This window comes from Paenibacillus sp. SYP-B3998 (assembly GCF_010820665.1).
Classification (GTDB): domain Bacteria; phylum Bacillota; class Bacilli; order Paenibacillales; family NBRC-103111; genus Paenibacillus_E.
In genome coordinates this window covers 314,518-335,388 of record NZ_JAAIKC010000005.1, presented here as the reverse complement: position 1 = coordinate 335,388, position 20,871 = coordinate 314,518, and the positions used below count along the sequence as shown (strand labels likewise).

Genomic DNA, 20,871 nt, shown 5'->3' with positions numbered 1-20,871 from the left:
GATAATTACATGACGTTTAGCATAATCTATGGAAATGGGCAATTTCGGAAAAAATCTGTTACTATGGAAGAAGGAATGTACCGCTCGGAGGTAGGATAGCACACATGCTGAAACTGCAGATTCCAAAAAATCGAATGAACTACCTAATTAAGCAAATCCAGATCCACTTCGACGCTGTCGTTTTGGAAAATGGCTGGGAGTACTTTCATAAAGGTCGTGTCGCTGAAATCGATCTTGTAGGCACTAGCATTCACGCACTGGTCAAAGAAACTAATAAATCGCACAATGTTGTGCTGAATTTAGAAGACTTCGTGCACAGTGAATGCAGTTGCTCTTATGATGGTTTTTGCAAACACATAGGTGCGGCTTTCTTCAATCTGTACGCACCTTACGGTCGCCCCGAGCTGCTCTTGCAGCAGCTTAAGCAAGCGATCCTCACCCGTAAGAAGCCCGCTCGCGGAGCTGCCATTTCGGCCAGTCGCAACGCTAGCAAAGCTAATATACCGCTTGAAGAGGCTATGCCTATAGAATGGCACCGTTTATTTGAAGGTAGATTCCATGGATTCTCGATCTCGCATCAGAATTCGATTGAAACCTTCTATGAGTCTGCATTAGAAACGCTCCCGGGATACGCCGCCGATTGGCGCGCCTCGACGCGAGAACTGTATATGCTCCATATCGTACTCTTCATGATGAGGAAGATCGAGCAATTTTATCAAGATACGAAAAGCTCTTACTTGTCTTTTTATCATGAGAATGGCTGCAAAGTCGCCGCCAAAAATTGCGAAGACAAGTTTGTTGAATTTGTGGAACGGATGGACGTGAATCGTTCCTTCACAACAGAACCTAAACACTGGCAAGCAACGATGAAAATGCTCGGTGAATTCGCCTTACAAGGCAAGGATAGCCCAATCGACTGGTTATTCGTGTACAGATATATATGGTGGAAACTAACAGAGCAACCAAAGGCGCAGCAGGAAGAAATTCAGCGTCTGGAGCTGCTGCTAGCTAAGAAAGATACGATCCCTCGCAAGAAAGACACCCTTCTTGTTGCCAGGGCTCACTTTGATATTATGCAAGGAAATACGGATACAGCCTTCCAACGATTGGAAAAACTTACTCATCCGAATGCCAAGGATTTCTTCCTTTATCTCAATTATTACTACAAGGATCAGCAATGGGAAAAGACGCTATTCTGGCTTCGTTGGCTTCTGTCTACGATTTCTCATGCGAATCATGATGACTTCCGCACGTTTTGCCAGTACTGGCTCGATACAACGAAGCATCTTGAGTCCGATAGTGAATGGGTCCATGTCATGGAGTCTCTCCTTCCCCGTTCCTATTACTACTACACGGCTTATTTGCTACAAACAAAACGCTATCGACAATGGATCGATCTACAGCTTGCGAATCGAATTTCACCATTGAGCTTGTATGCCCTAGAGCTGCGAGCCATTGAAGATCACGATGCGGCGCTGCTGCTGCCGCTTTATCATCAAGCTGCGGAAAGAGCAGTGCTTGAGAAAAATCGCGCCTCCTACAAAACAGCTGTCAGACTCTTGAAAAAGCTACACGCGATCTATAAACAGCTGGAGCAAGACGATCGCTGGGAGCATTACATTTATCGGTTAGCGGATAAATTCTCACGTTTGCGCGCTTTCCAAGAAGAGCTGAAGAAAGGAAAATGGATTCGATGATCGAAACCAGTGCGCTGACTGTTCACGTTAGCTCCATACCTAATGGTTCTTTGTTTTTGTGGGGCACCCGCGAAAACGGCGGTATTTGGGATGCTCTTGATTTGAAAAACATGCTGTTCGCCTGGCATCGAGCGTCTTTCTACGGCACGTTCATGGAACCGAGCGAATGGCAAAATCGCGAAGGCATTGAGCTGCTGCCCTTGGAGGCCCTTGAATATTTTAGCGATCCCATGCCGGTTCAGCACCTTCAGCTAAGCTGGAACCAAGCGTGTACCGATCTCATCCGTCTCGCGCCAGCGATCAAGGGGGCGCTAGCAACAGGTCAATTCATGCCCGATTATGATAAATGGAAAGCTGGAGAAATCGGTTGGAAGCTCCAGCTACCCGACGAGCTGCAAGTACTGGAGACTCCTACGGTTTCACGTTGGATTCAGGCACTCATCCCTGAGTGGGTCGACGAGGATGGCGTCATGAAAGACACTCTGCGTAAGCTCGAAGCTGCATATCCGCTGATGCGCCGCGGCGAGATCGGCGCCAACCAATGGCTTGACGAGGAGGATTGGCTCGTCGCCATTGGTTGGCGTCAAGACCGGACGCCGATGCGAACTTGTTTGCAGCTCGTCGAGCCCAATTTGGCGCATGGCGAAGGCTGGCAGCTCCGCATCATGCTGCAGGATCGGCTCACGCCGGACGTGCTGCGCACGATAGCGCCTGACGGCACTCCCGTGCCCGGCGAGCAGCCACTGCCGGAGGCGTGGCTGCCAGAGCTCGGCCGCGTCCAGCGTGACGCGGCGAAGTGGGCCCGCATCCTCCCCTGGCTGGATGCGACTGCTGGGGCTGCGGCGTCTGACAGCGCCGCAGAAGCTCAGCCGCTCCTCCGTCAACAATTGACGGAGGAGGAGGCCTGGCGCTTCCTCGCAGAGGGAAGCGTACGTCTCGTGGAAGCCGGGACGAGTGTATTCCTCCCGGCGTGGTGGGATCGCATCCGCAAGCTGCGGCCCAAGCTGCGCGCGAAGATCAAATCTTCCGTGGGGACCACCCGGGAAACGATGTTTGGTCTCACGCAGCTGATGCAATTCGACTGGAAGCTTGCTGTGGGGGATATCGAGCTGACGGAAGAGGAATTCCATCAGCTGCTCGAAGAGAAGCGCAAGCTGATTCAGATTCGCGGCAACTGGATTCAGCTCGACCCGCAGTTTATGGCCCAAGTCGAGCAAATTATGAAGCAAGTGGAGAAGAAGCAGGGGCTCTCCTTTCGCGATGTCCTTGAACTTCACTTTGCCGGTGACGCGGGTGGCCTATTACCTGCAGAAGATGACCCGGATGAGCTCCGCTACATCGAGATGGAGGTCGAGCTGAACGAGCAACTGCGGCACATGATTGATCAGTTGACACAAACGGAGTCGATTCCTGTTATTCAACCGCCGCCAAGCTTCCAAGGCTCTCTTCGTCATTATCAAGTAGACGGTATTTCCTGGCTGCTGTTCCTTCGGCGCTTCGGACTTGGCGGCTGCCTAGCCGATGACATGGGACTAGGTAAGACGATCCAGTGGATCACCTATTTGCTCACCGTGAAAGAACAGGAACAGCCTGAAACACCTTCGCTTTTGATCTGTCCGACGTCCGTACTCGGCAACTGGCAGATGGAGCTCAAACGTTTCGCGCCTTCGCTCAAGGTACACCTGCACTACGGACCCCAGCGTTTCAAAGGCCCTACTTTTAACGACGTGGTGGGCAAAGTAGATTTAGTCTTAACTTCCTATACGCTTTCTCATCTCGACGAGGGAGAACTCGCCTCCGTGGCGTGGAACTCCATCTGTCTGGATGAAGCGCAAAATATAAAAAATGCTTATACCAAGCAGGCATCCGCGATTCGGCGACTTGAAGGCTATCATCGCATTGCGCTTACAGGTACGCCGATCGAAAATCGGCTCACTGAGTTATGGTCCATCTTCGATTTCGCCAATCCGGGCTATCTAGGCACGATACGCGAATTCACCCATCGTTATGTGAACGCAATCGAAAAAACGCGCGATAGCGAGACGATCAGTAAGGTTCAGAAGCTGATTCGCCCCTTCCTTCTTCGACGCGAGAAAAAAGATCCTGCTATTCAGCTGGACCTGCCTGAAAAGAATGAGTCTAAGACGTTTATCTCGCTTACAGCCGAGCAGGGTTCGCTGTATGAGAACTATATCCAAGATATGTTCGACAAGCTGGATAAGCTTTCCGCTATGGAACGGCGGGGCCTTATCCTCGCCGCCCTCACGAAGCTCAAGCAGGTATGCAACCACCCTGCTCTATTGCTTAAAGAAGGACCGAATGCCCCCTGGAGTGGGCGCTCAAACAAGCTAGAGCGACTGCTTGAAATGGTGCAGGAGCTGCGTCAAGAAGGCGACAAATGCTTGATTTTCACGCAGTTTGTAGAAACGGGTAATCTGCTGCAGAATGTCCTGCAACAGGAGCTCGACGAACCTGTGCTGTTCCTGCACGGAGGCACCTCGAAGCAAGCGCGTGACGATATGATCGCGCACTTCCAAGACGTCAGCCAGCCGGTAGAAGAGCAGCGAGCTGTTTTCATCTTGTCGCTGAAGGCCGGCGGCATCGGACTTAACCTTACCGCCGCGAACCATGTGTTCCACTATGATCGTTGGTGGAACCCCGCCGTCGAGAACCAAGCGACAGACCGCGCCTTCCGCATCGGGCAGACGCGCCACGTGCAGGTGCACAAGTTCGTTACGCTCGGAACGCTCGAGGAACGCATCGACGAGATGATCGAACGCAAGCTCGGCCTCAGCCAGCAAATCGTCGGCGCTGGCGAGAACTGGATTACAGAGCTGTCCACTGACGAGCTCCGCGATTTGTTCTCGCTGCGGCGAGAATGGGTGGAAACCTAATGCTTTAGCACGCTTAGCTTATGCAACAAAAAGAGGTTGCCCCGTGTCTCCACTACGGGCAACCTCTTCTTCTACTTTCTACAGCGTCAACTCCAAAAACAAGACACGCGCTACGTAGTTCTTGGCTTCGCGAAATTTGAAGGATTCTGCCCCCTCATGTCGAATTTACTTAAATCTCTTCTCATCCTTTTAGAATTCAGGTGAAGCCGTCCGATGAAGACTTTTACAAGATCACGCATCTCCATGCTATATGTTATTTTGATTGTTTGCTTGCTAGCATTTATGAGCATATCCAGCTACATAGCTTCCCGCAATATGGAAAGCCAGAGCGACGCGATTGTGAATGAATCCATTCCAATTACCAACACGGCCGACAATCTGCTGGCGGATTTAATTAACCAAGAAACAGGACTTCGCGGTTATGAACTCACAGGCAACGAGCAATTCTTAGAGCCTTATATAACTGGAAAAAAGCAGCTAGAGGCGGACTTAGCATTGATTCGTGAATTAGAGACCAACTATCCTACCTTACAAATCATCATCGACACACAAGCCATTCCAGCCATTACGAATCTTCAAAAACATTATGACTCTCAATTGGAATTGATCAAAGCGGGTAAGGATGAGGAAGCGAAAGCTCGCATTCAAAGCGGAAAAACAATGATGGATCGCTATCGCATCATTCACACTAGCATCGAAAAAGTCATCGATCAAATTACGGCTAACGCTTATACGGCCTCCAACAAAGCAGGCAAAACATCACGTACCATCACAATGGTTGGCGGTATGATTGCCCTTATTGCAGGTGGACTGTCCATCTTCATCTTTTTACGTGCGAATCGCGCAGAAGATGAGCTTCGCAAGAGTGAGGAAACTTATCGTTTCATGGCAGAAAGCCTAGAAACGCAGAATGAGGAGATCATTGCTCAACAGGAAGAGCAGCAGGTTACGTTGGCTAAGCTTTCCGAACGAGAGCAGGAACTTGAATTGATTTCAACGTATCAAGAAAAGCTTACTGGCTATATCGCCTTACAAGATTTCTTGAAACATTCTCTGCCCGCGCTGCTGGATTCCCTAGCCCAAGATGCAGGGATGGTCGTTATGGAGCGCGTGACTTCGGAGAGAACTACTTATGAGGTCATTCATGCCAGTGGTTTTCCCGAAGAGCATATTACCCGTGTACAAAGTGAACTGTTCGGACCTCCCAAGCGCGTTTTCGAAGAAGCGATTTCCCTCGTGCATAAACGGAACGTATTCGGTAACGAACGGGGGATTCACGGCGCATCGCAGCAGGCTGTCGATCAATATTTCCCGCTTCTGAACGAACAACAGAAGGTCATTGGCTTCCTGCTGCTTACCAGCTACGGAAGCACGGTGTACCAAGAAGACAATCAACGATTAACTCGTGGGTTGGTGCACCAATTCGGCCTAGCGTTCTACGCGCAAGTCATGAACGATGAACGTCATCAACAAGCCGTCAGCTTAGCTCAGTTGAATGATCAGCTCATGACGGAGAAACAGTTCATTGAGGCGCAGCGCGATCTCATCCAAAACATTCTTGAATCTGCACATGAAGGTATGATGATGTGCGATTCGCACGGCGCTATTCTGTTCGCCAATCAGCGAATGAATCGTTACTTTCATTTTGAACAGCGTATCGGCCAGAATCTTCTGGAAAATTGCCATGAGATCGCTGCAGAATTTCCTAGCTTTAGCGGAGCTGCTTCTTCCATTGAAGCGCTGATTGAAGATTCTCTTACGCATCTTACTCAGCGGTTCAGCTTTGATTTCGAAGAGCAACTCCAACATGCGGAGCTATACGCTACCGTTGTGAGCGAGGATACCGAGCAAAAGGGTTACTTATTCGTGTTCCGCGACCGTACCGAAGAAGAACGCATTGATGAGATGAAAAATGAATTCATCAGCATTGTCTCTCATGAGTTGCGGACACCGCTGGCCAGTGTGCTTGGATTTATCGAAATCTTGCTTCATCGGGAGCTTCCTCAAGACAAGCAGAGGAAATATTTAGAAACCATCTACAAAGAAGCTCATCGTTTGTCCAATTTAATTAACGATTTCCTTGATTTACAGCGGATGGAATCCGGTCGACAGGTGTATCACTTCTCACCGGTTAACTTGCTGCCAACGGTACAAGAAATCGTTGAACAGTGGCAAGACAAGCAAGTGCATCGCCTTATCATTCATCAGCCAGATACCGAGCTTTGGGTCCGAGGCGATGTAGATCGCATTCGCCAAGTGTTCCACAACCTGCTCAGCAACGCGATCAAGTACTCACCAGGAGCCGATAAAGTCGATATTCGTCTATCTACGCATGACGGTAAAATTTCAATAGAGATTCAAGATTATGGCCTAGGCATTCCTGAAGAAGCGAAAGAGCACATGTTCTCCAAGTTCTTCCGAGTAGACAACTCCGACCGTCGACAAATTGGTGGTACCGGGTTAGGCCTTGCCATCGTGAAGGAAATTATTGAAGGCCACCAAGGCCAGATATCTTTCACTTCCCAGATGGGCAAGGGAACGACGTTTACTATTGAGCTTGAACAATACGAGCTCTCGGTCATGGACGGACAAATTGTCATTTTCGAAGACGACGATAACTTGGCGAAGCTGATTCAAGTCGCACTGAATAAGCTGAATTTCCCCTCCATGCAGCTGCGTTCTGCGGAAGAAGGCATTCTCGCCCTGCACCGCAGTCAAGGGGAAGGACCTCTCTTGTTTATCGTAGACATTCATCTGGAGGGCTCGAAAACAGGATGGGATTTCTTAGCTGAGCTTTATCATCATCCCATACATTACCAGACTCCTGTCATTGTATCTACGGCGCTAGATCCGCCACATGATTATCATGAGAAAGAAATCGAGAGATACTTGAAGAAACCTTTTACGATGGAGCGTCTCATCCAAGTTGCGAAACGATTGCTGGACAATAAGATGAACAATGCTTATGTATTCCCCGCCCAGGATAAAGATTCTCTATCTACAACTTTGGAGCGCAACGGTATTGCGGTATCCGAAATGAAAGAGAATATGGATATGATTGAGGTAGAAATAAAAAAGCCTAAGTCTGAATAAAATCCGGCTCCATGTAACACTCATGCAAGATTCCTTCCGATTCGTCGGAGGGAATTTTTATTTTTCATGTAAAGGAAAGGGATTTCCTCGCTAGGCAGCAAATATACATAGGAATACCCAAACTTACTAGAAGGAAAGGTGTGAATCGAGTGGCACAGCTTGAATCCGCTTCCAACCCGGTCCATGCACGTAAAGCATGGACGTTATTCTTTTCCCTCCCTATCTTCGCCTGGGCGATGTACGACTTTGCCAACACGATTTTCTCATCCAACATCGTGACCGTGTTTTATCCTTTTTACTTAAGCGAAACCTTAGGCAAGAGCGAGGAAATGAATCAAATTGCGAGCACTTTCATCACCTACTCCAATGCGCTCGCCAGCTTCTTTCTCGTGCTGTTGTCCCCTCTATTCGGCGTATGGATTGACCGCACAGGCAAGAAGAAGGCTTATCTCGTCCCCTTCACGATCATCTGCATCGCCGCCACACTTCTCATGGGTGTCTCAGCTATTTGGCATACGGACCAGCAATGGATGGGACTGAATATCTCAATTATAGGTGTCATTTTTTTCTTTATGATCGCCAAGTTCTTTTATAATTCCAGCCTAATCTTCTATGACTCCATGATCTCTGATCTTGGTAATCCGCGTGAACTGCCTATCATCTCGGGCATTGGCGTAGCCGTTGGTTATATCGGAACCTTGGTCGGACTCATTGTCTTTCCTCTAATCGACGGGAAACATTATGAGAACACGTTCATCCCTAGTGCGCTGCTCTTTCTCATTTTTTCATTACCGATCATCTTTTTGTACAAAGAGAAGCCCGTCAAAGCCGTTCATACGAAGAAATCACTGTTAAGCGGTTATCAAGAAATTTGGCTTACCTTTAAAGAAGCGAGAAAATACCAAGCTGCCTTCCAGTTCATGATCGCTTACTTCTTCTTTAACGATGCGATTGCAACAGCGATTGCAGTTATGGCCATCTACGCAAATACGGTAATGGGCTTTACGACCGGACAATTCATTCTGCTCTATCTTGTCTCGACAATATCAAGTATCATCGGCTCCTTTGTCTTCGGCTATGTGACTAGAACCATCGGGCCCAAAAAGGCTGTCACACTCGTTGCATTCATTTTAATTATCGCCATTGCCATCGCCTCTCTAGCCACCAACAAAAATCTGTTTTGGATCGCCGGCAGCTTATACGGAGTTTCCATGGGTGCCATGTGGGTTACTTCCCGCACGCTTATTGTGGAACTAACCCCTGAGGAGAAACGAGGTCAATTCTTCGGCTTATTCGCCTTCTCTGGCAAAGTATCATCCATCGTCGGTCCTGCTCTATACGGTACGATTACATGGGCGCTGGCAGCCTCCGGAAACTTAGCCAGTCGTGCAGCTCTTTCATCGCTTCTAGTCCTAGTCATCATCGGCTTGTTCGTTCACTTGCGAACGCCAAAGAAATTGCAATAATCACAGTAATTGCAATCCCCCTCCTAATTCGGTAAAATACAACTAATCAACGTTGGAAGGTGTGAGGGATATGAAGGTGTCTGCTAAGAAGCGCGTTGGGTTTCAGAATCAGCTCTTTCCTATTTCTTTTACATTGAAACACTAAAGCATTTATTGCTTTAGTGTTTTTTTATTAGAGAGAGGAGCGGTCATTATGCGTTACAAAAGAGTGCTCATTAAACTCAGTGGCGGAGCCGTAGCTGGCGAGAGTGAGTTTGGGTTCGATCCCAGTCAACTGGATCACATCGCAAATGAAATTATGACTGTTGTTCAACTTGGTGTTGAAGTGTGCCTCGTTATTGGTGGGGGGAATATCTTCCGAGGCAATATGGGTGAAAGCTGGGGCATTGAGAAAGCAGAAGCGGACAGCATCGGAACACTTGCTACGGTGATTAACAGCTTAATGCTGCGCGGCGTCCTCAAAGCAAAGACTGGCGCTGAAGTACGCGTTATGACAGCTATTCCGATCGCTTCCGTAGCCGAACCTTTCATTCGACTTCGGGCTATTCACCACCTTGAGAAAGGGTACATCGTCATTTTTGCCGGCGGTAATGGACAACCGTATGTCACGACGGATTATCCTTCGGTCCAAAGAGCGATTGAAGTGAATTGCGACGCCATCCTTGTTGCGAAACAAGGCGTTGACGGTGTGTTCAATCAAGATCCTAAGCATCATAAGGATGCAATGCAGTACAAATCTCTCCATTATAATGATGTCATTCAAAACAACCTGAAGGTCATGGATCAGTCCGCATTCATCTTAGCCCGGGATTATCACATCCCAATCCATGTGTTTAACTTCGATAAACCAGGTTCGATGAAAGAAATTTGCCAAGGCAAGAACACAGGCACAATTATCAGCGGTTCATCCGAACTTATTTTTCATTAAAAAAAGGATAGAGATGCAGAAGTCAGGCTGCTGTCTCTATCCTTATCATCTTTTTTAGTCGAGCAATATCACATAATAATCGTTCGCATTCTTCGTCTGGAAGCCGCAGGATTGATATAAACCCAGAGCGCCCTCATTTTCCACTGAAACTTCCAGTTTAATGCTGCTGGCTTTATACTTGTTCTGCAAATCCTCAAGAGTTTGGCGCAGCACGCGACGTCCGACACCCTTGCCTCGAAAAGCAGGAGACATACAAAAACCATAAATAAAGGCGCTAGCATCGGCTTCAATCATTGCCCCGATTTTCCCAACAGGGATGCGGTCCTCACCCAACTCAGCAATCCACGTAAGTTCTTTATCACCTTCAATTGTTTGCAAAACATACTCTCGCGCATCTGTCTCTGTCATCGTAAATCCAGAGACATTCAGTTGGACAAGCAACTCAACATCTTCCTTTACCGCCGGGCGAATCTGTACCTTCTGTGTCTCTGTGGACAGGATCTCTGTCCCTTCACTTTTCAATTCCATCACATACTCCGAGAAGCTATAGCGAGCTTCAAGATTAGTTAAGAAAGCTTTTCCGCTCGTTGATCCTCGCTCATTAATGAAGATCAGCTTCGGAATCTCTCTCCGCCTGCACTCTTCTATAGCAATCTGTACCAATTGGCCGAAAATACCTTGGCGGCGAGCATCTGGATGCACCATCCCGCTAATTTCTACTTCGGTGGATAAAAAGCTGTATATCGCCAAGAACCCGATTACTCGATCATTCTCATAATATAAAAAGTCATTCGTAATGCCGATAGGACGACTCGTCAATGTCCCCCAATTGAGCTTGATTTCAATTTGCTCATTCTTATTGCAAAAGTCCCAAAGCTCCCTAACTTCAGCTAACTCTTCTGTGGACAGCCCTGCTCTTCCTTGTACGCCTTGTCTCAAATCAAGTTCCTCCCATACCTTATGGACTTGCTTGTTGTCATTATACATGCACAAGCTTTGACGTGGTAAGCTAAAAAACAATTTTACAAATATTTTCGTCCGTTCTTGAACGATTCCTCCCACTATTTGCAACGATTGATGCATGCATTCAAACAGGGAGGATGATCATCACTTGGAAGAATAAAATACTAGCTTCTCGTTCTACGAACGCATAGATAAAGGCTGTTGACACATGATGCACTCATCATATGCCAACAGCCTTCTATTTAAATCGGCAGCAGCGCTACAGTATCGCGCCTTTTCAGCTCTTCAATCATCTCGTTCCACTTCGCTGGCTTGTTCGCCAGCACCTCATAGTAACGTGTCAGGAACTCCACTACGAGTGGTGCAGGAACACCCGCCCGTTCCTCATCGGTAGGCAAGAAGCAGAGATCCAATCCTTCAACCGCTTCACCATTGTTTTCCCAGGAAGGATGAACATAGCTGAACGCTAATCGTTTGTATCCCAAGTGCGACAACACCTCGCGACGCACGTAAGGATCCATCGGCTTCACACCGCCGAAAGCATGGTTTTCGATCTGATAGGGATCATAAATCTCGGCAAACATGCCAAGCATCGGTCTTCCCGAAGCTTCTGCTAGCGCCTGGAGATCTTCCCACCGTTTACGGGCAAGGAAACGACCAATACCGAGACCCGCTTGACCAATGATCGTGAAATCGGTCATTGCTACTTGAAAGTCATTGTAATAACGATATTCCGTCGTACCTACCACTTTGCCTTCATGTACAGCCACGAAGACACGTATGCCTGGATCTTCCAGAGGCTCTTTCCAAAGCGAGTATTCCAGCACTTCTTCAGGCGGAAATACGTCCTTCATCAAATCATGCATCGCACGAAATAGCGGATGCTCAATGTTCGCTATACGGATATAATCCATCGTCTATAACACTCCTTTAGTATGAGTTATGAGGCAAAAAGGGGTTGCTCCAAGCCATCAATAGCGCAAAATCTCGCGACTCTTCGTCCTCCAAATAATTCGATACGATACGTACAGGCGTACGTCCGCAGCGCAATAGAAACGTAATAACAGGATCTTTGAGACTTCCCGCTAGGATTGCTTCTACATAATCTTCGACGCTCATCCATTCGGCCACTTTGTGATAGCCTGGCATCCGTCCGCCTCCAAGCAACCTTTTCAAACCGAGCTGCACGACGACCTCATACATGGATTGCATCATCCATTTTCCCAATCCTAGCTTCCGATACACGGGACTGATACAAATATCAACGATATACAGGGTATCGCCATCTGGACGGTGGGTACGCACATACCCGTTATCTGTGAGTGTCGCCCAACTATGATCGGCGGCATGCTGCGGGTTGTAATCAACCCGAAGGCCCGTAATTGAGCCTGCGATGATGCCATCGATTTCTACGCAGAGCGCCCCCTCGGGGAACCTTGCCACATGCTCTAAAAGCTGTTCCTCCTTCCACCATAGCGCTGCTGGAAATGGAGGCGGGAAGCTCTCTTGCTGCACACGAATGAGCTCCGCGAAGTCCGCACACGTATAGTTTCGAATTATCGCGGCTACTGGTTTATCTTGATCAAAAACATACAATTTTTTAAAATAAAGCGGCTCTTTGTATGAATCACATGTATGTGGCGTTTCCACCGATGCAGCCCCCTTTTGATTTGTTCTTATGACCAATCTGTATATATATCCGTTCTACGGTCACGCCAAGTGGTTACGGAACCTTTTTCACGGACTAACGCCAACAGCTCCAAATCCAAATCTGCGGTGACAATCATGTCCCCATTGATTTCACCTTCAACAAGAATTCCTTTGGGCGGGAAAGGGACATCGTTCGGGGTAATTACCGCTGCCTGGCCAAAATTGCCTCTCATGAAATCAACCGTTGGCAGGGAGCCAACCGTCCCCGTTGTCACAACGTAAATTTGGTTCTCGATCGTTCGAGCATGGCACGTGTAGCGCACACGGTGGAAGCCGTGTCGATCATCGGTGCACGATGGAGCGAACAGGACGTCTGCGCCTCGTGCTTTCGCCATCCGCACAATCTCAGGAAACTCGACATCATAGCAAACAAGAATCGCTATACGCCCCTTGTCTGTATCGAACACCTGCAGGCTGTCCCCCGCCCCCATGTTCCATTCCTTTACTTCCGTAGGCGTGATGTGCAGTTTCTTTTGCTCAGCAATCCGTCCATCTGGATAAAACAGATGTGCTGTGTTATACAGCTTATCGCCTTCTGACGTAACATGCGTGCCGCCGATCAAATGAATGCCCGTTTGCTCCGCCAATCCTTTAAATAATGCCCGATACTGATCTGTGAACGTCGGCAGCGCTTCTATGGGCAATGCTTTTCCAGTATCATCGCCAATCGATAACAGCTGCGTAGTAAACAACTCAGGAAATAATACAAAATCCACCTCAAACTCTTGCGCTGTCTTCACATAATGTTCGACTTGCGAGGCAAATTCCTCAAAACTATGTATCGTATGCAGGTGATACTGCACAGCAGAAACTCTCATCTTCATTCTTATTCTCTCCTTAGCCTGATGCGCGCGAATCCTGGGCGCGCGTTGTAGCGTTTTATCGTCGTTCTTGCGAATTACTCATCGTTCAGCCTGACAAGCACACGACCTCTAATCTTCCCGCGTAATACCTCTTCTGCCGCATCCACGACCCTAGAAAGCGATATTTCTTTGTATACCATCTTCTCCAAACCAACCGGCTTAAGCTCAGAAGCGATGCGTTCCCACAACCGTTTTCTTTTGGCCATTGGATAGTATACAGAGTCAATTCCAAGCACATTCACGGCTCGGAGTATAAAAGGAAACACCGTTGCATCAAACTCCGCCCCTGCCGTGAGGCCGCTCAGGGCAACAGAGCCGCCGTACTTGATTCTACTGAGCACATAAGAAAGCGATGCCCCGCCTACCGGATCGACGGCACCTGCCCAGTGTTCTTTATCAATCGGTTTGCTGACCTCTGGAGATAACTCTTCACGCGAGAGGACGCGCTTAGCACCTAATTCAAGTAAGTAAGCATGATCCTCAGATTTACCTGTGCTGGCTTCGACCTCGTAACCAAGAGCAGCCAACATGGACACACTATTGCTCCCCACACCCCCGGTAGCACCGCGAACGAGGATAGGCCCCTCATGACGTTGGAGCCCATTTTCTTCTAACCGCTGAATCGAGAGCGCTGCTGTAAAGCCTGCGGTGCCTAGTATCATCGCTTCACGATGCGTTAATCCTTGCGGCAGCGGTATGACCCAATCGGCAGGCACGCGTGCATATGCGCTAAATCCACCATAATGACCAGTTCCTAACTCATAACTGGTGACGAGCACCTCGTCTCCTTCACGATAGCAGCCATCCGTCGAAGCAACGACGGTTCCTGCCAAGTCTATGCCGGGTACGATCGGATAGGACCTAACAACACGGCCATTACTGGTGCAAGCCAGTGCATCTTTATAATTAATGCTGGAGTATAAAACACGGATAGTTACTTCACCAGACGGTAAATCCTCGATTCGTAGCTCCTTTACTTCCAACGTAAAAGCATCCTTCGTTCGATCTACTATCAACGCGCCAAAGCTATCCATCTTGCTCCTCCTAGGCTGAATTCATTGCCGTCCCTTGTCCTGCTCTCTTCAACATCCCTACATTAACTTCTATTTTACTAAATTCACCTATTCGTTTCCATTCTGCTCATGCAAACACGACTACCCAATAAGGCTCGGCAGCTAATTTGCTTGGCTAAAACCAAAGCAAATTAGCTGCCTGTCAAAACAAACCGTATAAAATGTTAGATTTCTTTCCGTTGTAAGATTTATATTACTTGTTCTAGTCTAAACCAAAAGCACCAACTCCTTCACCAGTGGGCGGGAGTTGGTGCTTTTGGTGCTTTTGGTGCTTTTGGTTATTTTAATTTTTTTGTTTACGTTCTTCTGCTGCTCTAATGCTGCGCGAATCCAGCAGCCGTCAAAAACCGTAAGAACGCCGCTTGCCCGGCTTCGTCGCGCTTGAAAACTCCCGCGTCCTTCAGCACATCAAGGAACTTGCCTCCGACTTCGCTTTGCAGCGCTGCGTCCGCCTCGGTCGGCTCCAGCGCCGAGCCGAACTTCGCCAGCAGTGCCTCGATCCACTCCGCGTGCTTGTAAAGCGGATGATTCGCATCATTACGAATCTCGCTGTCCAATGCGGCTTCGCCGGTAAGCAGCTTGGCGATCTCCGCTAGCTCCGCTTGGAGTCGGCCTGGCAGCACAGCAAGCCCCATCACTTCAATCAAACCGATATTCTCTTTCTTGATATGGTGCAAATTCGTATGCGGATGGAAAATTCCATCCGGATGTTCCACGCTGGTACGATTGTTGCGCAGCACCAGATCGAGCTCGTACTCGCCCCGCTCATTATTGCGGGCAATCGGTGTGATCGTGTTATGCGGGATTCGCTGTCCGTCCTTATCGGTGAAGGCGAAGACGTCTGCATCCGCATCACTGTAAGCTTTCCAATCCTCAAGCAGCTTGCTCGCAAGCTTGTAGAGGACCTGTTTGTTATGTCCGCTAAGTCGAATGACGGACATTGGCCATTTGACGATAGCCCCCTTCACGTCCGAAAATTCCGAATGCGTGAAGAACGTCTCGCTAGCTGCTTTTTCCATCGGAAACTTGTGACGACCGCCCTGGAAATGATCGTGGTTCAGAATAGAACCACCAACAATCGGCAAGTCTGCATTTGACCCAATGAAATAATGCGGGAACTGCTCAATGAAATCGAGTAGACGATAGAACGTATTCGCCGTGGTTTTCATCGGAATGTGTTGCTCATGGAAAATAATGCTGTGCTCGTTATAGTACACATAAGGTGAATACTGAAAGTACCACTTCTCGCCGTCCAGCTCCAATGGGATAATCCGCAGATTCTGCCTTGCTGGATGATCGACACGCCCTGCATAGCCTAGATTGTCAGCACACAGCAGACACTTGGGATAACTGCTTTGCGGCAGCGTCTTAAGCAGCGCGATTTCCTTCGGATCTTTCTCGGGCCTGGAAAGGTTAATCGTAATTTCTAGATCCCCATACGCCGTTTCAGTCAGCCAATACGCATTTTTCCGAATACGCTCCATTCGAATATAATTAGAAGCAATCGATTGCTTGTAAAAATAGTCCGTAGCCGCCTCCACCTTCGCAGTCCTTGCCGTATTCCAGAAATGATTCACAACCTCGGATGGGCGCTGCATCAGCAGTCCCATGATTTTAGCATCCAACAAATCTCGGTATGTGGTCGTGTTATCTGGAAGCATGCCCGCCTCATAAGCTTCGTCGAGCAGCAGTTCGAGCAGCACAACGGGGCTATCAAGCTGCTCTTTGGGCAGATCACCTTGAAAAGGCTCAGCGATGTTGAATAGATCCAACAATGCATTGCGTGAAGTATAAATATCGAGCTGCCCAATCAGTCCGTTTTGTTTGGCAAACTGCAGCAATCTCTCTATGATGAACGCCGCATGCTGCGGCTTATTGACTGTCTGTTCCATTTGCCCAGATCCTTTCCCTTGCTAGCCTTCGCTTCTCTTACTTCTCATAACCGCCTGGATGATTTTGATGCCAGTTCCACGCACTCTCAATAATCGCCTCTAGCGAGTCACGCGTAGGTTTCCAACCAAGTTCCACTCTCGCCCGTTCGGAAGACGCGACCAATACTGCTGGATCGCCTGCTCTGCGAGGCTCGACAACTACGGGAATGGCATGGCCGGTTACGCTGCGGGCAATTTCGATAACCTCTTTTACCGAAAATCCCTTGCCATTGCCTAGGTTATAAATGTTGCTCTCCGCACCTTGACGCAGCTTCTCTACGGCAAGTACATGCGCACTAGCCAGATCGCTGACATGAATGTAGTCGCGAATGCATGTCCCATCCTCTGTCTCGTAGTCTTCACCGAAGATGGAGATGTGTGCTCTTTGACCTAAGGCAACTTGTAAAATAATTGGAATCAGATGCGTTTCCGGACTGTGGTCTTCCCCGATTTTGCCACTGGCATGTGCGCCAGCCGCATTAAAGTAACGAAGGGACACATATTTAATGCCATGAGCGGTATCGAACCACTTCATCATTTTCTCCATTGCAAGCTTCGTCTCGCCGTAGGTGTTCGTCGGCAGGGTACGATCGCTCTCGAGAATCGGAATATTTTCAGGTTCTCCGTAGGTTGCAGCCGTAGAAGAGAACACAATTTTCTTCACTTCGTATTGCGTCATTTTCTCCAAAAGACATAGGGCGCCATACACATTGTTGTGATAGTATTTGGCAGGATCGGTCATGCTCTCGCCTACCAAGGAGCTGGCTGCAAAGTGAATAATCGCATCAATGTCATTCTCTTGAAAAACGGCATCCAGAAACTCGCCATCGCGTAGGTCACCAACATAAAGTTTACCGCCTAAAATGGCCTGACGATGTCCCTGCTGTAAGTTATCCACAACTACTACGTCTTCACCCTTTGCAAGCAGCTCTGCTACTGCGTGAGATCCGATATATCCTGCTCCACCTGTTACTAGAATTGCCATTTTTACAACGCCTCCCCGACTTGTTCAACGCCATTACCGATATCGCATACATAAAAGCTTGGTGTAAGCCCTGTCTTCTCTGTGTATTCTTTGCCTACTTGATCTATGAAGGTCTGCACGCTGTCCTCATGTACGAGAGAAACTGTACAACCACCGAATCCTGCGCCTGTCATCCTTGCGCCAAGAACACCATGTACTTTAAGGGCTGCTTCAACCATAGCATCCAATTCCGCCCCTGTCACTTCGTATAAATCCCTAAGCGAATCGTGAGAACCAATCATGAGCTTACCAAATGCTTCAAGATCGTTCGCTTGCAGCACTTCGATGGATTTCAACACACGGTCAATCTCTTCAATGACGTGCTGCGCTCTACGGCGTACCGTTTCATCAGGAATCAAATGTTTGTAGTCATTAAACTGCTGTAAGCTCATTTGACCTAGTAAGGTAAGGTTCGGGAATTGTTGTTGCAAGTACGTTACCGCCTGCTCACATTGGCTTCTTCTTTCGTTATAAGCGGAGTCTACAAGTCCTCTACGTTTGTTTGTATTTCCAATGACTAACTTGTAGCTGCCGCTCTTGAAAGGAACATGCTTGTAGGCCAGTGTATCGCACATTAACAAGATGGCGTGATCTTTTTTACCGTTGGCTACAGCGAATTGATCCATAATACCGCAGTTGACGCCAACAAACTGGTTTTCTGTCTTTTGTGCGAGCAGCGCAATTTGGACAGTATCCGTAGGATGACCTTCCAGCGTCAGTAAGCCGAAAGCCGTAACGACTTCAATTGAAGCGGAAGAAGATAATCCGGCGCCGTTCGGTATTTCACCGTGGAACAAGAGGTCGTATCCTTTTGTAATTGGGAATCCTTCTTTACCTAAATGAACAAAGATCCCCTTCGGATAGTTAATCCAATCATCGGCTTCTACATAAGACAGCTCATCTATGGATATTTGTTTCCGAAGTGGCAAATTTGTCGAGGCGAATCCAATGACTTGATCCTCTCTTGGACGAATAAGCAGGGTGGTTCCGAAAGTCAGCGCTGCTGGGAACACATAGCCCCCATTGTAATCCGTATGCTCACCAATCAAATTTACCCGTCCTGGCGCATGAAAAGCCGCAAGCTCCGCTGTAGAATCGCCGTAAATTTCAATAAATGTATCTTTCAACGCTTCAAGATTTGCCATACTGGCACCGCCTTTTGTCTAATCGAGCTTCGATTTGGATGTAAGCTTATATCTTCAGTATAAAAGAATTGCCATATTTAAGCTATGGAGGCATGTTATTTTCACATGGATAAATATGATCTGCATTTTATCTTTTAGCCCTGTATGCTAAAGTAGAGAAAGATAGGCAGGAGAGGGAGGCAGCTCTGATGAGACCAGATAGCTACTACGTTGTTTCAAATCCACTGCCTGCGCAGGATCAAAAACTGACCGTACTTTTTGCCGGGGAGAGCCAAACCAAACCAGAACACAGACTAGGGCCTAAAGTAGTTGACTACTACTTGATACACTATGTGATTTCAGGCAAAGGCGTATTCTCCTGTCACGGACAGGAGCATGAGCTAGGCACTGGCGATAGCTTTATCATCGAACCGGAACAGCTCATCAGCTACGTCTCCGATGAACTAGATCCTTGGCATTATTGCTGGATTGCTTTCACTGGAGCCCATGCCTCGCATCTAGTTAACTCTATAGGCGTCAATCCGCTCCACCCCGTCATTTATACCAAGCGTAATCGCCATATTCCTGTTCTATTTCGCCATATCCAGCAAGCGCTACGAGCTAAAAAAATTAATGCTCAAATGAAAGCTTGCGGATATTTACAACTGCTGTTTGCCGATTATTACGAAGTCCTCGCGGCTCCTACATTAACAGGCATCGTAGCTGAAGCGGAAAGTGACCGGATTGTGCAGCAAGCCATTCATTATCTTACCACCCAATATGCAGAGCCAATCACAATTGAGCTTATGGCAGAAAGCCTGGGCTACAATCGCGCTTATTTATCCCGACTATTCAAACGGCATACCCAGGTGACGCCTATCACCTTTCTGCTGAAGCTGCGTGTAGATAAAGCACGGCTGCTGCTGCGCGAACGACTAGAACTTACGATTGAGCAAATTGCCGCTTCTGTCGGATTCTTTGATCCCTTGTACTTCTCCAAGCAATTCAAACGCTTGTACGGTGTTTCCCCCAGTGCATATCGCAACCAAATCAAGTCTCTTTAATAAAAAAACATGCACAGCTTAAGGGATATTCCCCCTGCATGTGCATGTTTTTTATTTTACCGCTTACCTGGATCGTAAGGCTCACCAAGTGCCGAAGGCGCTTTAGCCCGACCTACGGCTCCAGCCAGTACCAAAATCGTTAGTACATAAGGCAGCATGTAGAGGAATTCCTGCGGAATGTTCTTGGAAAAATCAAACAACCGCATGAAATTATTGAGCGCTTGCGCCATTCCGAAAAAGACAGCTGCGCCCAATGCACCCACTGGATGCCACTTACCAAATATCATTGCCGCCATGGCAATAAAGCCCTGACCAGAGATCGTATTGTGTGAAAAGTTACTTGTCGTCGTTAGCGTAATTGTTGCCCCGCCTAGTCCGGCAAAGGCTCCACTTATCAGCACCGCAATGTACCGAATACGATTTACTTTAATACCTACCGTATCTGCTGCGCTCGGATGCTCGCCAACGGAACGAAGACGTAGACCAAATGGCGTTTTAAATAGTACGTACCAAGTTACGACTACGAGAATCAAAGCTATGAACGTAGTCGGATAGGCTGTAAAAATAGCGAAGCCGAGGTAAGGAATTTTGGATAGCAGCGGAATTTCGTATTTGGAAAAAACATCTTTCAATGTCTCTGTTTGACCTGCGCCATCGAATAAAACTTTAACTAAATATACGGTAACGCCCGCAGCCAAGAAGTTAATGACCACTCCACTAATAACTTGATTTGCTTTGAACGAAATCGTAGCAACAGCGTGAATCAGAGCAAAAATCAAAGCGAATAAAATCGCTGTCAGCAGACCGATCCACGGGGACCATAATCCCATATTCGCTTCTTCTGCGTAGTATGCGCCGACAGCCGAAGCGAAAGCGCCTGAGACCATTAAACCTTCGATACCGATGTTCACGACACCTGATCGTTCCGAGAAAATGCCACCCATAGCACCAAATATGAGAGCAGTCGAGTAAACGAGCGTCGTATTAATAAGTTCGCTAAATTTCGTTAGGAATTCGTGAATTGCTGTGAGTAGGTCCATG

At 48.0% G+C, this 20,871-nt stretch carries 15 protein-coding genes; 6 read left to right on the top strand and 9 right to left on the bottom strand.

Translation table 11 applies throughout. From position 1 onward, the window contains the following. Nucleotides 1-104: 104 nt before the first annotated feature. The 5 genes from GK047_RS16185 (at nucleotide 105) to pyrH (ending at nucleotide 10,078) form a co-directional block, all read left to right on the top strand. Nucleotides 105-1,697, top strand: coding sequence for an SWIM zinc finger family protein (locus GK047_RS16185; protein WP_163948687.1), 1,593 nt, complete (start codon nucleotides 105-107; stop codon nucleotides 1,695-1,697). Further along, entirely contained in the window at nucleotides 1,685-4,591 is a 2,907-nt protein-coding gene (locus GK047_RS16180; RefSeq protein WP_205516814.1) for a DEAD/DEAH box helicase, read from the top strand. The genes GK047_RS16185 and GK047_RS16180 overlap by 13 nt, the downstream gene beginning before the upstream one ends. A 213-nt stretch (nucleotides 4,592-4,804) precedes the next feature. Further along, on the top strand, nucleotides 4,805-7,684 hold the full coding sequence (locus tag GK047_RS16175) for an ATP-binding protein (RefSeq protein ID WP_163948685.1): 2,880 nt from the start codon (nucleotides 4,805-4,807) through the stop codon (nucleotides 7,682-7,684). A gap of 149 nt (nucleotides 7,685-7,833) precedes the next feature. Next, complete coding sequence (locus tag GK047_RS16170) at nucleotides 7,834-9,150, top strand: MFS transporter (RefSeq protein ID WP_163948887.1); 1,317 nt, start codon at nucleotides 7,834-7,836, stop codon at nucleotides 9,148-9,150. A gap of 190 nt (nucleotides 9,151-9,340) precedes the next feature. Beyond that, nucleotides 9,341-10,078: a UMP kinase gene (pyrH, locus tag GK047_RS16165; RefSeq protein ID WP_346010351.1), complete on the top strand. Its 738-nt coding sequence runs from the start codon at nucleotides 9,341-9,343 to the stop codon at nucleotides 10,076-10,078. Nucleotides 10,079-10,132: 54 nt separating this feature from the next. Here the strand turns inward: pyrH and GK047_RS16160 are convergent, their stop codons facing one another. The 8 genes from GK047_RS16160 to GK047_RS16125 form a co-directional block, all read right to left on the bottom strand. After that, nucleotides 10,133-11,017 (bottom strand): GNAT family N-acetyltransferase, encoded by an 885-nt coding sequence (locus GK047_RS16160; RefSeq protein WP_163948680.1) that lies wholly within the window; start codon nucleotides 11,015-11,017, stop codon nucleotides 10,133-10,135. Nucleotides 11,018-11,283: 266 nt separating this feature from the next. Then, nucleotides 11,284-11,955 (bottom strand): GNAT family N-acetyltransferase, encoded by a 672-nt coding sequence (locus tag GK047_RS16155; RefSeq protein WP_163948678.1) that lies wholly within the window; start codon nucleotides 11,953-11,955, stop codon nucleotides 11,284-11,286. Between the two features lie 16 nt (nucleotides 11,956-11,971). Beyond that, nucleotides 11,972-12,691 carry a GNAT family N-acetyltransferase gene (locus GK047_RS16150; RefSeq protein WP_163948676.1) on the bottom strand — a complete coding sequence of 240 codons (720 nt, stop codon included), beginning with the start codon at nucleotides 12,689-12,691 and terminating at the stop codon, nucleotides 11,972-11,974. 26 nt (nucleotides 12,692-12,717) lie between these two features. Continuing rightward, on the bottom strand, nucleotides 12,718-13,575 hold the full coding sequence (locus GK047_RS16145; RefSeq protein ID WP_163948674.1) for a carbon-nitrogen hydrolase family protein: 858 nt from the start codon (nucleotides 13,573-13,575) through the stop codon (nucleotides 12,718-12,720). A 74-nt stretch (nucleotides 13,576-13,649) separates the two neighbouring features. Beyond that, nucleotides 13,650-14,648 (bottom strand): acrylyl-CoA reductase family protein, encoded by a 999-nt coding sequence (locus tag GK047_RS16140; RefSeq protein ID WP_163948672.1) that lies wholly within the window; start codon nucleotides 14,646-14,648, stop codon nucleotides 13,650-13,652. Between the two features lie 353 nt (nucleotides 14,649-15,001). Beyond that, nucleotides 15,002-16,579 (bottom strand): UDP-glucose--hexose-1-phosphate uridylyltransferase, encoded by a 1,578-nt coding sequence (locus GK047_RS16135; RefSeq protein WP_163948669.1) that lies wholly within the window; start codon nucleotides 16,577-16,579, stop codon nucleotides 15,002-15,004. A 37-nt stretch (nucleotides 16,580-16,616) separates the two neighbouring features. Next, on the bottom strand, nucleotides 16,617-17,603 hold the full coding sequence (gene galE, locus GK047_RS16130) for a UDP-glucose 4-epimerase GalE (RefSeq protein ID WP_163948666.1): 987 nt from the start codon (nucleotides 17,601-17,603) through the stop codon (nucleotides 16,617-16,619). 2 nt (nucleotides 17,604-17,605) lie between these two features. Then, the gene (locus GK047_RS16125) at nucleotides 17,606-18,787 is read right to left on the bottom strand and encodes a galactokinase (RefSeq protein WP_163948663.1); all 1,182 of its coding nucleotides are present in this window, start codon (nucleotides 18,785-18,787) and stop codon (nucleotides 17,606-17,608) included. Between the two features lie 188 nt (nucleotides 18,788-18,975). On the opposite strand from GK047_RS16125, the gene GK047_RS16120 reads away from it, so the two are divergent. After that, a complete protein-coding gene (locus GK047_RS16120) occupies nucleotides 18,976-19,830 on the top strand; it encodes an AraC family transcriptional regulator (protein ID WP_163948660.1) in 855 nt (284 codons plus the stop codon). 56 nt (nucleotides 19,831-19,886) lie between these two features. On the opposite strand, the gene GK047_RS16115 is transcribed toward GK047_RS16120, so the two are convergent. Then, nucleotides 19,887-20,870, bottom strand: a complete 984-nt coding sequence (locus GK047_RS16115) for an ABC transporter permease (RefSeq protein WP_163948656.1) — start codon at nucleotides 20,868-20,870, stop codon at nucleotides 19,887-19,889. Nucleotide 20,871: the final 1 nt, after the last annotated feature.